General features: G+C 25.7%; 12 protein-coding genes. 5 read left to right on the plus strand and 7 right to left on the minus strand.

Going from position 1 to position 13,816, the window contains the following annotated elements; genetic code table 11:
* Positions 1 to 18 precede the first annotated feature (18 nt).
* Positions 19 to 426, plus strand: coding sequence for a hypothetical protein (locus MBCUR_RS06475; RefSeq protein ID WP_067091767.1), 408 nt, complete (start codon positions 19 to 21; stop codon positions 424 to 426).
* 570 nt (positions 427 to 996) lie between these two features.
* Here MBCUR_RS06475 and thsA read toward each other — a convergent pair.
* A complete protein-coding gene (thsA, locus tag MBCUR_RS06480; protein WP_067091769.1) occupies positions 997 to 2,610 on the minus strand; it encodes a thermosome subunit alpha in 1,614 nt (537 codons plus the stop codon).
* Between the two features lie 523 nt (positions 2,611 to 3,133).
* Between thsA and MBCUR_RS06485 the strand changes: the two genes are divergently transcribed.
* Positions 3,134 to 3,838, plus strand: a complete 705-nt coding sequence (locus tag MBCUR_RS06485; RefSeq protein ID WP_067091771.1) for a cyclase family protein — start codon at positions 3,134 to 3,136, stop codon at positions 3,836 to 3,838.
* Positions 3,839 to 3,980: 142 nt separating this feature from the next.
* On the opposite strand, the gene MBCUR_RS06490 is transcribed toward MBCUR_RS06485, so the two are convergent.
* On the minus strand, positions 3,981 to 5,546 hold the full coding sequence (locus MBCUR_RS06490) for a hypothetical protein (RefSeq protein WP_067091773.1): 1,566 nt from the start codon (positions 5,544 to 5,546) through the stop codon (positions 3,981 to 3,983).
* 383 nt (positions 5,547 to 5,929) lie between these two features.
* Here MBCUR_RS06490 and MBCUR_RS06495 point away from each other — a divergent pair, with 383 nt between their 5' ends.
* Positions 5,930 to 6,397, plus strand: a complete 468-nt coding sequence (locus tag MBCUR_RS06495; protein ID WP_067091775.1) for a hypothetical protein — start codon at positions 5,930 to 5,932, stop codon at positions 6,395 to 6,397.
* A gap of 150 nt (positions 6,398 to 6,547) precedes the next feature.
* Entirely contained in the window at positions 6,548 to 7,063 is a 516-nt protein-coding gene (locus tag MBCUR_RS06500; RefSeq protein WP_067091777.1) for a hypothetical protein, read from the plus strand.
* Here the strand turns inward: MBCUR_RS06500 and MBCUR_RS06505 are convergent.
* Both MBCUR_RS06505 and MBCUR_RS06510 read right to left on the minus strand, forming a co-directional pair.
* A complete protein-coding gene (locus MBCUR_RS06505; protein ID WP_067091830.1) occupies positions 7,060 to 8,085 on the minus strand; it encodes an MraY family glycosyltransferase in 1,026 nt (341 codons plus the stop codon). The two genes, MBCUR_RS06500 and MBCUR_RS06505, sit on opposite strands and share 4 nt — an antisense overlap.
* 251 nt (positions 8,086 to 8,336) lie before the next feature.
* On the minus strand, positions 8,337 to 8,831 hold the full coding sequence (locus tag MBCUR_RS06510; protein WP_067091832.1) for a hypothetical protein: 495 nt from the start codon (positions 8,829 to 8,831) through the stop codon (positions 8,337 to 8,339).
* A 276-nt stretch (positions 8,832 to 9,107) separates the two neighbouring features.
* On the opposite strand from MBCUR_RS06510, the gene MBCUR_RS10605 reads away from it, so the two are divergent.
* Complete coding sequence (locus MBCUR_RS10605; protein ID WP_169805809.1) at positions 9,108 to 9,257, plus strand: hypothetical protein; 150 nt, start codon at positions 9,108 to 9,110, stop codon at positions 9,255 to 9,257.
* A gap of 21 nt (positions 9,258 to 9,278) precedes the next feature.
* On the opposite strand, the gene MBCUR_RS06515 is transcribed toward MBCUR_RS10605, so the two are convergent.
* The 3 genes from MBCUR_RS06515 to gatD all read right to left on the minus strand — a co-directional run bounded on the left by MBCUR_RS06515 (position 9,279) and on the right by gatD (position 13,759).
* A complete protein-coding gene (locus tag MBCUR_RS06515; protein ID WP_067091779.1) occupies positions 9,279 to 10,190 on the minus strand; it encodes an NAD(P)/FAD-dependent oxidoreductase in 912 nt (303 codons plus the stop codon).
* 119 nt (positions 10,191 to 10,309) lie between these two features.
* Entirely contained in the window at positions 10,310 to 12,289 is a 1,980-nt protein-coding gene (gene gatE, locus MBCUR_RS06520) for a Glu-tRNA(Gln) amidotransferase subunit GatE (protein WP_067091781.1), read from the minus strand.
* 162 nt (positions 12,290 to 12,451) lie between these two features.
* Positions 12,452 to 13,759 (minus strand): Glu-tRNA(Gln) amidotransferase subunit GatD, encoded by a 1,308-nt coding sequence (gene gatD, locus MBCUR_RS06525; RefSeq protein ID WP_067091783.1) that lies wholly within the window; start codon positions 13,757 to 13,759, stop codon positions 12,452 to 12,454.
* Positions 13,760 to 13,816 lie beyond the last annotated feature (57 nt).

The raw sequence follows: 13,816 nt of genomic DNA on the forward strand, positions 1-13,816 counted from the left end.
AATGATCCAGAAAATACTTTGAAACATTATGAAAGTGGGGATTTAACATTTAATTACTTAGCAAGTTGGTCAGTTACTAAAGATGTTCAACAAAACAATACTACTAATGTTGAATTGAGTAAAGGTTCAATGTACAAAGCTAAAATTACAAGTAAACCATATTCTGGAGATTTAACATATCCTGATGCCATAAGTATTGTAAATAGCTATGGACACGTAATTACAAACCAAACTACTGGTCTCGATGGAAAAGCTGTATTTTATGCTGATTTTAATAAAAGTGTAAGTGGCATACCATATGAAGGAAAAGTTATAATAATGGTAGCTGATGGAAAACTCTATACAGTATCAATAACTGCTCAAAACAACATAACAATGATAGCTAAAGATACTCAAACTATTTTAGGTAGTTTTGAACCACTATAATTAAATAAAACGAGAAAAATATAAAAAAGTATAAAAAAATAAAAAAAATAAAAATGTAGTTTAAGGTAATAATACTTTTATAAATTTTTTTATTCCTCTTTTAAATAAACACACCTTGCAGTAGTTATAATAATATAAATTTAGATATTTTAATAAATTTACAGGATATTATGTAAGTTTAGATATAATTTATACTGTTTACTATAATTTATACATTTTATGTTATATCATCTTAATTAAACTCTAATTTTTACTTTTTTATTGCTTTTTTATTAAAAGTAAAATTAATGAGTAATTTTTCGTTTAAATAACAAATAAAAGCCTTTTGAGACTTTAATAAAAAACATGAAAAATGTAAACTTTTTTTAAAAATTTGAAATTTGTGTAATTTATTATTTAATATTGTTTAATCTCTATTTGAAAAAGTAAAAGATAAATAATTTAAAAAAAAAGCAATTCCATATTGAATTTTAAAAAGAAATCGATAAATAAGAAACAAATTAAAAAAATTCTTAAAAATAGATAAAAAATAAAAAAAGAAAGGATAATAAATCCTTTAATTAAAAAACTTTACATCATTGGAGGCATTCCACCCATAGATGGATCCATACCACCCATATCTGGAGCAGGAGTGCTTGTTGATGCAATAACATCATCAATTCTTAAAATCATTTCAGCAGCTTCAGAAGCAGATTGAATAGCTTGCTTTTTAACTCTTTTTGGTTCAATTACTCCAGCTTCTTTCATGTCAGTAACTCCACCAGAGAAAACATCAAGACCCATGTAAGCAGATTTTTCATGTGCTGCTCTTAAGTCAACTAATGAATCAATACTGTCTAAACCTGCATTTTCAGCTAAAGTTTTAGGAACAACTTCTAAACTTTCTGCAAATGCTTTAACAGCTAACTGTTCTCTGCCAGAAATAGAATCAGCAAAATCATTTAATTTTTTAGCTATTTCAATTTCAGGAGCTCCTCCACCAGCGACAACTTTACCATCTTCGACAGTAGCAGCTACTACACCAATAGCATCATCAATAGCTCTTTCAATTTCATCTACAACATGTTTAGTACTTCCTCTAACAAGTAAAGTGACAGATTTAGCTTCTTTAGCATTTTCAACAAAAATCATGTCTTCGCCAGAAACTTTTTTCTCTTCAACTGAACCTGCATCACCTAAATCATCTAATGACAAATCATCTAAGTTAGATATAACAGTTGCACCAGTTGCTTTTGCTAATTTTTCAATGTCAGATTTTTTAACTCTTCTTACAGCTAAAACACCAGCTTTAGCAAGATAATGTTGTGCTAAATCATCAATACCTTTTTGAGCAAATAATACATTTGCACCAGAGTCAACAATTTTATTAACCATGTCTTTAACCATAGTTTCTTCTTGTTGGATAAAAGCAGTCATTTGAGCAGGATCAGTGATTCTTATTTCAGCATCAACTTCTGTTTCTTTAACTTCAAGAGGAGAATTTAAAAGTGCAATTTTAGCATTTTTTAAAGATTTAGGCATACCAGGATGAACTCTTTCTTTGTCAATAATGACTCCTTGAATAAGTTCAGAATCTTCAACAATAGCTCCATCTTTCTTTTCAATTTTAATATGATCAGTATCAACTTTTTCATCTTCAGCTACTTGAGTAACTGCATCAACGACTAATTTAGCTAAAGGTTCACGAGCTTTTTCAGTTCCTTTACCAGTCATAGCAGTCATAGCAACTTTGATTAAAGTATCTCCACCAACATCATCAATAGAAATATCATCTAAAATCTCTTGTGCTTTTTCTGCAGCTTGTCTGTATCCCATTGCAACGATAGTAGGATGGATATCCATATCTAACAATGATTCAGATTTTTTCAATAATTCACCAGCAATGATAACCGCTGTAGTGGTTCCATCTCCAACTTCATCTTCTTGGGTTTTTGCTACTTCTACTAACATTTTAGCAGCAGGATGTTCAATATCCATTTCTTTTAAAATAGTAACACCATCGTTGGTTACTACAATATCACCAAGCCCATCTACAAGCATTTTATCCATGCCCTTAGGTCCAAGAGTGGTTCTTACAGTTTCAGCTAAAACTTTTCCAGCTAAAATATTATTTCTTTGAGCATCTCTACCTAAAATCCTGTTGGTTCCTTCAGGTAAAACAATTACAGGTTGTCCTTGTGCCATTAAAATCACCTCATTTTTAAAAAATAAATTTAAATTTAAACATAACTAAACAATTTCAAAAATATTAGAATAGTATATTACATGAATAGTATATTACATAACTAAAGATAGCTATAGCTATTAGAAAAATTATTTTCAAAAAGGTTTAAATAATTTAACAAAAAATGAAATAAAATCTCAAAATTATCAAACAATAACTATCTAAAAAACCTAAAAAATTTGTAAATAATTTTGTAATATATTAGTAAAATATTATGAAATAATCGCTGTTTATACAATATATTCAAAAATAGCTATTAATAAACGATTAAACCAGAAAAGAATTAAATTAATATAATAAAACAAGCTCATTAATTTAAAATCATATATTTTATATCCTATGGATACAATAATTAAAAATAGCTATTTTATAAAAATAATTATTGTATATTACTAATGGGTTTAAGCTTATATAAATACTTTACGGTTAAATGCCAATAAAAAAAATTAAAAACTAATTAAAAATTAATTTAAAAGTGATAATATGGAGTACATTGATTTAACTAGAACTTTAAAAAATAAGATTCCTGTTTATCCTAATGATCCTAAAACAAAACTAGAAAAAATTAAGGATGATTCTACTGATTACAATTTATTCTATCTAAAAACAGGACTCCATTCAGGAACTCATATTGATTCACCTTATCATTATATTGAAAATGGGGAAAAAATAAATGAAATAAAACTAGAACGACTTATATCTAAAGGAAATGTTCTTAATTTAAAAAATAAGAATAATTTAACTGAAAACAAAAAAATAAATGAAAATAATAAGAATAATAAAAATAATAAAAATAATGAAAATAATGAAAATAATAAAATTACGAAAAATAAAGAAATAAATAAAAACAATATTAACATTGAGAATATAAAAGAAAAAATAGTTATTTTAAACACAAAAGACTCAAAATGGGGAACAAAAGAATATTTCACTGATAACTATTATTTATCTAAACAGTTTGCAAAAATATTAGTAAAAAAAGGAATTTATGGACTTTGTGTAGATACTGGAAGTGTTGATAAATTTGGTGAAAGTAAAATTCACAAGATTTTGCTTAAAAATAATATATGGATAGTTGAAAATATAACAAATACTAATCAGTTAATAAAAAATACATATTTAACATATGTAATTCCTGCAAAAATGGAATCAGAAGCATCATTTGCAAGAATATTTGTAAAAAAATAAGTATTAAAATGTAAATCACAAAATTAAATTGCAAAATTAAAAAAAAGCTTTAAAAAAGAGGAAAAGAAAAAAAGAAACTAAAATAAATAAAATAAGAAAAATAAAAAATAAAATAATAAATAAAAAATAAACAAATAAAGAATTATTCAATACTTAATTTAGACCACAATATTTTATCATCATCTTCGCTATGTGTCATGAAACCCTTGTTTTCTAAGCTTTTCAATACATTATTCAAGTTACTTAATGTAAGAGAAGAAAATGCAGTATCTCTAATAAATTCAAACAACTCATTGATTTCTGTTGGCGTTTCAGGGACTAAATTATAAACTTGAGATTGGAAAGAAGATAAATTTTTGAGTGGTGGAGCTGTAAGTGCATAGAAGTATTTTTTATATTTTTTCAATTCATCTATTAAATCATTTTGTTTATTAATGTTATCTAAGTACTCTTTAATTTCATTTTCATGGCTTTTTGCATTTTCTTCAAAGACATTAATTTTATTTTTATAATTTGAAATTTCATTTTCATAAACTTTATTTTTTTGAGAAGTCAATTTAAGGTCTTCTTGTAGTTTTAAAATCTTATTCTGACATTCACTTAATGCATTATTTGAGATATTCAAATCATTTCTAATACTATCCTCAACATTAGCAGAATCTAAAGACAGCTGATAGGATTGAGAGGATTGAGAGGATTGAAGAGATTGATGAGATTGAGATAACTGAGGAGATTGATGGATATTATCTAAATCAGAGAATAAACCTTTAATTTTTTCTAATTTAGAAATTTTAGAATCTTTTTCTTTAATTTCGGATTTTAAACTAGCTAATTCCTCTCTGGATACACAATCAGTTTTCAATTTCTTAATTTCTGCAATTTTACTCTCAACTTCAATATTAAGAGATTCAATTTTTTCATTGTTTATTCTGGCTTTATTATTTAGTTCAGTAATTAGCTTGTCTTTATCAACAATGGTATCTAAAGCAGATTTTAACTCATTGTTGGCTTTAGTGAGTTCTTCTTTTTTTAAATGTTCTAAATCATTTTCTAATGAGGATCGGATATCGTCAAAAGATGATTTAATATGTTCTAACTCTTCAATTCTTTGGTTTTTAGATTTAATTTCTTGGCGAAGGGTTGATACTAAACTTTCATCGTCTTTATTATACTTTAATTCTTTTATAACTAAGTCTTTAGAGTTAATTTCGTTTTGTAGATTTAAAATAGTTTCTTTGCTGGTTATGTTTGATTGTAATTCAACAATTTTTTCTTTTAATTCATTTTTTTCCTTGTTTAGCGTTTTAATTGAGTTTTCTTTTTCAACAATACTCTCTAGAGCATCTTGAAATTTTTTATTATAATTTCCTAGCTCTGTTGTTTTAAACTTGTTTAAATCTCTTTCAAGGGAATTTTTTATATCCTCAAAAGAATTTTTTATGTTACTAAGCTCTTCGATTTTTCCTTTTTGATTACTTATTTTTTCTTCTTGATTTAGTATAAAAGATTCTTTTTCAGCTAAAGAAGTTTTGAGTTCAATTATTTCATCTTCTTTTAGAGAAATAGATTTTTCACATTCTGTGTTATGTTTTAAATTATGGTTTTCATTCTCTAAAATAGCTAATTCCGATTTTAGTTTGTTTATTTCTATTAAGCAAGTCCTAACAGCATTTTCTAATTTTTCTTTCCCATTGTTAACTGACTCCATAACCTTCCCCTCATAACTAAGCCATAAAAATCTATTAAAACATTATGAAAATAAAAAATTCAATTATTACAAAAGATTACAGCAATTGAATTCATATTTACTATAATTTTTGAAATTAAAACACTAAATAAATTATCAATATTACATAAATATTATTTTAATAGTATTTATACTTATTTTTTAATTTAGTAGAAAAAATAAATTATAAAATTAATGTTAATAAAAAAAATAATAAAAAAATATAAAAAAATATAAAAAAGTGTAGAAAAGTATAAAAAATTAAAAAAATTATTAAATGAAATAAACTAAAAAAAAATAAAAGTATTAAAAAAAATAACTTGAAAACTTCACATATATAAATATAGAAAAAACAGTTAAAGAGTATGAAACATGATAAAAATTTAAAAATTGATTCAAAAGGGATTATTTCAATCGAATATTTATTTTTAATTTTTTTAACTATTATAATAATCTTTTCTTTGCTAAGCTTTTTCCAAAGTGTGTTTGAATCAATAAATAATTTAGAAGAAAATATTGAAGGAAGAACATTGTTAAAAAAAATATCAAGCAATATTAATGAAATAAATTCATTAGATGATGGATATACGAAAGAATTAACTCTCCCTAATGAAATAAGCAACAGCTATTATGAAATAATTTTAAAATCCAATGAAATAATTCTTGAAACATATAATAAAAAAGGAATATCAATAACGTTCCCAATAAACTTAGTAAATAGTCAATTTCAAACAATAAACGAAACAAAACTTTACCCTGGAGAAAAATATCTTTTAAAAAAAGTTAAAAATAATAATAACCTTAGTTCCATATATATTCAGCATTTAACTTAGTAAAATAATAAATAAAAAAAGAGTATGAAAAAACGAATGTGAAAAAAAATTGGAAACCTAAAAAAACATTAAAAATTATTAAAAATTAAGAAGAAAAAAATATTAAAAATTGTTAAAAAATATAAAAAATTAAAAAAAAAATATGATAAAATGAAATATAAAAATAAAAAAATTGGTAAACATGGGCAAATCTCAATAGAGTTGCTATTACTAATTGGAGTATTCATAATAATATCCATTAGTATTGGAATAATAACAAATAATGAAAATGAGTTAAATATAGCCATTATTTCAGCTTTTAAAGGTGCTGATGAAGGTGCTAATATAGATGGAACTGGAATATATACTAAAACAGCATTTGACAACTACAATCAAAATAATAAAATTCTAACTTATCCTCAAACAATAAAAATAATAAAAATAGATAAAAAAGACAACGGATACGATTCTAATTATCAAAAAAGGAAAATACAATTAAAAGTGTATGCTCACAGTTCTAATTTAAAAAATAATAATGATAAAGATTCTGCAGGAGATAGAATAAACCATTATCTTAGAAAAAGCATATCAACAAGTTTTAACACAACTCATCTATCAAATTCATTGTACAATCCAAGTTTTTCAAATAAATATATATTTACAACAGCCAATGTAGTTTGGATTTAGGGTACTGGGAAGAAGTAATAAAACATTTCTTTAAATTGGAAAAAGTGAGATAAAGATTCATTTCCAGTAATAGATGGAATAATAATAGCTGTAATTACTCCTAATAGCCCAAAAATAATTCCAATAGACCATATTAAGCGAACCGCATTTTTTTCAGATATTGGCTTTCTAAGTACAAACCTAATTAATGATTTAAAACCTTGATCTGGAATAACTAGATTTCCTTCATCATTGACTTGTGTTGGTTTGTGTTGTTGTCTATTCATTACTCCTGCACTGTAGAACTTCATTGCAGCATCAATTATATTTGGAAGTAAAATAATAAAAGCTATTAACTTAAGTCGTCCAATAAAAGCAACTGTGGCTATTGTGGCTCCGATAATCAGAGTTCCTGTATCTCCAGGAAAAACTTGAGCAGGATGTTTGTTAAAGTATAAAAATGCAATTAATGCACCTAACATTGCCATGGAAATAATAGCCACATCATATTTTCCTAAAATAATACAAGATATTGTTAAAGAGACCATTGCTATTACACCTAAGCCTGATTCAATTCCATTTAATCCAGCAAGCATATTAGTAAGATTTGAAAGAATAGAAACAGCAATTGGAATGGCTATTAAATAAAGAATCCCTACACCTGGTGGTGCAATCCATATTAAAGGTAATCCAGCTAAAAATAGTAAAAAGAATTTCTCTTTAGATGAAAGTTGAATTAAATCATCAACCATTCCAATTAACCCAACTAAAAGGATAACTAAAAGTGCAATACATAATTGAAATGAAATTACTGGATGAAGATAAATTCCAGAGAAAATACCTATAATAAATCCGAAAAGAATTCCTATACCTCCCATTTCAGCAACAATAGGTTTAGAAATTTTATGAATATCTTTCCCAATGATATTTGCATTTTCTAAACGACTAATAATTCTTGGCATGGAAAGTATAGTAATTAAAAATGATAAAACACCAGAAATTGTTGAAATAAGAATAATTTTAATATTTGGGTCTAAAAACATTAAATCCATTTTTTCACCTAAAAAAGTAAAATATAATAACAATACAAAACTTATAATAATTGATTTAAAATATTAATAAAAATTGATAAAAATTAATAAAATTTAATAAATGAATTGATAATATTATATAGTAATGATTTTAATTACATTTTAATAAAATTTAATAAAATTTAATAAATATTTAATAAATATTTAATAAATAGTGATTGAGCTTTATTAATATTTGATAAACTTAGTGGAATATTATAAAATTACTTAATTGAATTTAAATAATAAACAGTTCTAATAGGAATATTTTCTTTTTTTGAAACATCAATAGCAGAAAATCCATCTTTTTTATATCTCTGAACTCTGTCAATTAATTCTTTTGAATATTTACTTCTTTTTACATCATTAAACTTAAAATCTTGACTTAAATACTTATATTTTAAATAATAAATAGATTTTAATGGAATATTTAATTTTTCAGAAATATTTTTAGGTGAAAGGCCTTTTTTAAAAAGATCTAAAACTTTATTTCTAATATCTTCGTCAAATTTAGAATTATTACCCCAATTGTATTTAATATTTACTTCAATATCTAATTGATTTAATGCTTCAATATATTTTTTAGGAATTCTATCATAAATACTTTTAGGACAGGTTATAATCTCTAAATTAGGATATTTATCCATAAATTGAACAATTAGTTTAGAACTTAATGATTTACTAATATGAACAACAGTAACTTTTTCTTCATTTAACATATTATCCATTTAATATATTTATCCATAATATATTTATCAAAACATTTATAAATTTTATATAAATTTATAAAGGTTATAAGGAGTTTATAGAAATTTTCCAAATTTATCTAAGATTATTTAAAATTTATCTAAAAATATCTAATAAATTATATAATTAGTAATATGAAATTTCAATAATATTATTTTTTTGATTCTAATTAAATTAAGAGAAATTATGATGTGCTAAAATTTTTCTTTAAAAAAAAATTTATATATTATGAGATTTATATTAAGTTTATGGAATTTCGCGATTTAATATTTATAATAATAGCTATTTTGATAGGAGTAGTAATATTTCAAGTATTTGTATGGCTTCTGCCTATTGTAGTTGTAATTTTAATTGCAATAGTAGTCTATGCTTACTTAAAATCTAATTATCTTCGGTAATCTTATTTTAGATTTTCTAAATCAGAATATGTTTTCTAAATCAGAATATGCACTAGTTGAAGCTATTGCTCCTTCACTACAGGCAACAACCCATTGTTTTAATCCATTAGTTATATCTCCTGCAGAATAAACAAAAGGAATATTGGTTCTTTGTTGTTTATCTGTAGATATATGTTTTTCTTCATCTAATTTTAAGCCTAATCCAATGGCTAAATCATTAATTGGAATCAAACCAATACTTATAAAAACTCCATCAGTTTTTATTTCACTTAATTCGCCTTTATCATTTTTAATAATAACTGATTCTACAAAATTTTCTCCTTTTATTTCCACAATTTCTGAATTTAAAACAGCTTTCATACCTACGTCTTTAATACGTTGCTGTAAGTAATTTTCTCCTCTTAATTGACCCCTTCTATGAATAATAGTTACCTTTGCTCCAATATTTGAAAGAAAAATACCTTCTTGAATAGCACTGTTACCTCCACCAACAATTATAACATCTTTTTGAGCAAACAGAGGACCATCACAAGTTGCACAATAGCTAACGCCTCTACCAATAAACTTGTTCTCGCCAGGAACATCTAATTTTCTGTGTTTAGTTCCCATGGCTAAAATAATGGCTTTTGAGAAGTATTTATCCTTAATTGATTCAATTTCAAAGCCATTCTCTACTTTAGTGATGTTTAAAACCTCTTGGTTTTCATAGATTTTACAGTGTCTTTCAGCTTGTTTTTTCATTTTTCTAATTAAAGTAAGACCAGAAATCATTTCAAAACCAGGAAAATTTTCCATAGAAGGAACTTCCAGACCTAAACCTCCACAAATGCCTTTATCAATTAATAATGTATTTAATCCTGCTCTTCCAGCATAAATTGAAGCTGTTAAGCCTGCAGGACCTGCACCGACAATAATTAAATCATGTTTTTCCAAAACATTTCCCCCTAGTAGCAATAAATAATATAAAGAATTAAAAAAATATAAAATAAAAATATAAAAACTATAATATAAAAATTATAATATAAAGATTATAATATAAAAATTTATACTATTTAAACTCTTTTTTCAATTTCATCTTTTAAAAGTTGGTTGACTATCTTTCCATCGGCTTTACCTTTAAGTTCTTTCATAGCCATTCCCATTAAAGGACCTAAAGCAGCCATCTTTCTCTCTTCAATCATCTTTGCATTTTTTTCAACAACAAATAAAATTATATCTTTTACATCATCATCTGAAATTAAAATTAAACCTAAATTTTGAGCAACAATTTCGGGATCTATGTCTTGATTTTTGTCATTATTCTTATCATTTACATTATGATTTTTTGATTTTTCATCTAACCTAATAATTATTTCTTTAATAATTTCATAAATAGAATCCTTAGATATTTTATTATCCTTTAACAAATTAAAAACATTTGTTATTAATTCCAATTCAATTAAGTCAAGATTTAAACCTTCCCGTTTAAGTTCTTGAATAGAATATGCAAAAAATGATCCTAAAGTTATTGAATCCACCTGTATCCCACTAATGATTTTTTCAAAGTCTTCTGTGTATCCTCTTCTAACAATTTGATTTGCAATATCTTCGCTTAAAGAGTACTGTTTTATAATTCTTTCCTTTTTTTCATTAGGTAATTCAGGTAAATAACTTGAAATAACTTTAATTCTTTCTTCATTTATTTTAAATAATTGAATATCTGTTTCCAGATACATTCTATTTTGTGTAGGTAAAGGTCTCATGTATTCGCTTGTTCCATCTTCAAGTGCCTTTCTTGTCTCTTCTGGGACTCCATCAAAAGCCATTTTAGAGCGAAGGATAACTTCTTCTAATGCTGAGGTAGCTACATCTCTATCATGAGCAACAATAACAATAGCATCATTTTCACCAATGTTGAGATGTTTTTTCATAGCTTCAGTTTCATCAGACTCAATTCCATATGCAGGAAGCTCGTCAGTATGGAATATTCCAGACACCCCTGTTTTTTTAGCATAAGTAGCAAGTTCAGTTCCAAATCTCCTATTTTTTTGAATTTCTAAACCGATTAAGCCATTAAAACCTTTTAAAACAATCCCTTTTACTGTTTTTGCAGATTGAATAATTTTAGAAGGAGAATTTTTGAAAATTTCAGTTAAATCATGAATCTCTTCCTCAACAACTGCACCACGAGACATAAGCTCTTCTTGAATTTTGATTAAATTTTGTTGCCTATCAACTTCTAATTTAGCCATTTCAGGAATTAAATCAAGATTTTGAACTCCTTTAAGTTCAACTCTTGAACCTTTAGCTATTGAAATATTTAAATCTTGACGTATGGTTCCTTGACCTCTTTTAACATTGGTACTTCTAAGAATTTGACCTAAGATATAAGCAACTTCTTTAATTTGATCAGGATGGTGAATAGAAGGATCAGTAGTAATCTCAACAAGTGGAATACCTAAACGATCTAATCTAAAGGTTGTAAAATCATTGTTATCATTAAAATCTTTTTTATTTTTACTTGTATTTTTACTTTGTTTTTTAGAAACATTAGTTTTATTAATTCTTCTTGCTGCATCTTCTTCTAAACAAAGGTTTTCAATTACTACTCTACCTGCAGGAGTGTCAATAAAACCATCAGTAGCAATTAAACTTGTTCTTTGAAATCCTCCAGTGTTGCTTCCATCAATAACTTGTTTTCTCATTGTATGGACTTCATCAATAATTTTCATGTTTAAAAGTGAAGCTATTGTGATTGATAAATCTAAAGCTTCTTCATTTAAGCCATGAGGAGGTTCATCATCACTTTCAACTAAACAAGTCTTGTAGTTGAAGTTTTGATAATTAAAGTTAAGTTTTCTCTTACTTTCAGCAAAGGCAGCCCTATCAATTTGACCCAATTCACTTTGTGTAGGTCTTAATTTACGTTTTATATCTAAATCAATAATATCATCGTTAAGTTCAGTAGGACAAGGACAAAATAGCTTACTTTTAGTATTAAGCTGTTGATGAATTTCTAATCCCATTTTTAAACCAATATCATCCCAATTCATAAATGCACCATATTATTAAATAAAATTAATGAAAATTAATAAACATCAATAAAAAAAAAAATTATGAAAAATTATGAAAAATTATGAAAAAAAATTATGAAAGAATAAAATTAAGTAAAAAAACATATTAATTTAATTTAAAATAAATAGAAATACGAATAGCTAATTTAAGAAATATTTAGTGGAAGATTTTTCATTAAGCTCTCCAGCTAAGTTCGTTTGGATAATATTCTTTACCTCTTCAATATTAGAACTTTGACCTAATGCCCAAGCAAGTTTAACAAAAGCAACCTCTGGAATCATGTCTTTTCCAGAAATTATACCTGCATTTAATAGTTTACGACCAGTGCTATAAACATTCATATTCACTCTCCCATAAATACACTGAGAAGTCATGACAATAGCTATTTCTTCTTGATTAGCTCTTTTAATAGAATCTAAAAGATTTTCAGGAAGGTGACCTAAGCCTGTTCCTTCAATTAATAGTCCTTTGTATCCTTTGTCTATATGATAGTTAATAATCTCAGAAGAAATTCCAGGATAAGTTTTTACAATAGCTACTTTTTCTTCAATCTTATTATTTAAAACCAAATCTTCTTGATTTCTTTTTTTAAAATCATTAAGTAAATAGCTTACTTTACCTTCTTTAACATTAGCTAATGGCTCAAAATCAATACTACGGAATGTATCTCTTCTTGAAGTATGCATCTTCCTTACTTTTGTTCCTCTATGTAAATCACAATAATCATCATTAAGAGTTGAATGCATACAAACAGTAACTTCAGCTATTTCAGATTTAGCTGCTCCGACTGAGTTTATCAAGTTTAAATGAGCATCACTGGACGGCCTATCAGAACTTCTCTGTGCTCCAGTTACAACAATCGGAACAGGACTTTTAATCATGAAACTTAAAGCAGCAGATGTGAAATGCATAGTGTCAGTTCCATGGGCGACTACAACACCATCAGCACCAGATGTGACTTCATCGGCTATTGATTTAGCTGAATTAACCCAATATTCTGGCTTCATATTCTCACTCAATATATTGTAAAGAGCCTTTACATCAATATTAGCCAAATCAAGAAGTTCAGGATTTGAACGAAGTAAGTCTTCAGCTGTGAAAACTGGATGAACAGCACCTGTTTTATAATCAATTATTGAAGAAACGGTTCCACCAGTAGAAATAATTGAAATATCTAATTTTTTATCATCATATTCAATATTAACAGGTTTATAACTGATTTTAGGTTTATCTCCTTTTTCAATTAAACCTATTGTAGCATTGTTTATGTTTACACCAATGTTGTAACCACTATCCAATTTTAAAACAATACAACCATCATCTGCATCTTCAGACCTATCTAAAAGTATTCCTTCATAAGAAACATCATTTTTTTCAATTAAAACCGTATCTCCAATTGATACATCTGATTTATTTAAAAAATTTTCACTTGAACCTTTATAACCCATAAAATCACATAGAATTTAAAAAAATATAATCAATAAAATAATATAAATTATAATATA

The sequence above is a fragment of the Methanobrevibacter curvatus genome (assembly GCF_001639295.1).
Lineage (GTDB): Archaea > Methanobacteriota > Methanobacteria > Methanobacteriales > Methanobacteriaceae > Methanoflexus > Methanoflexus curvatus.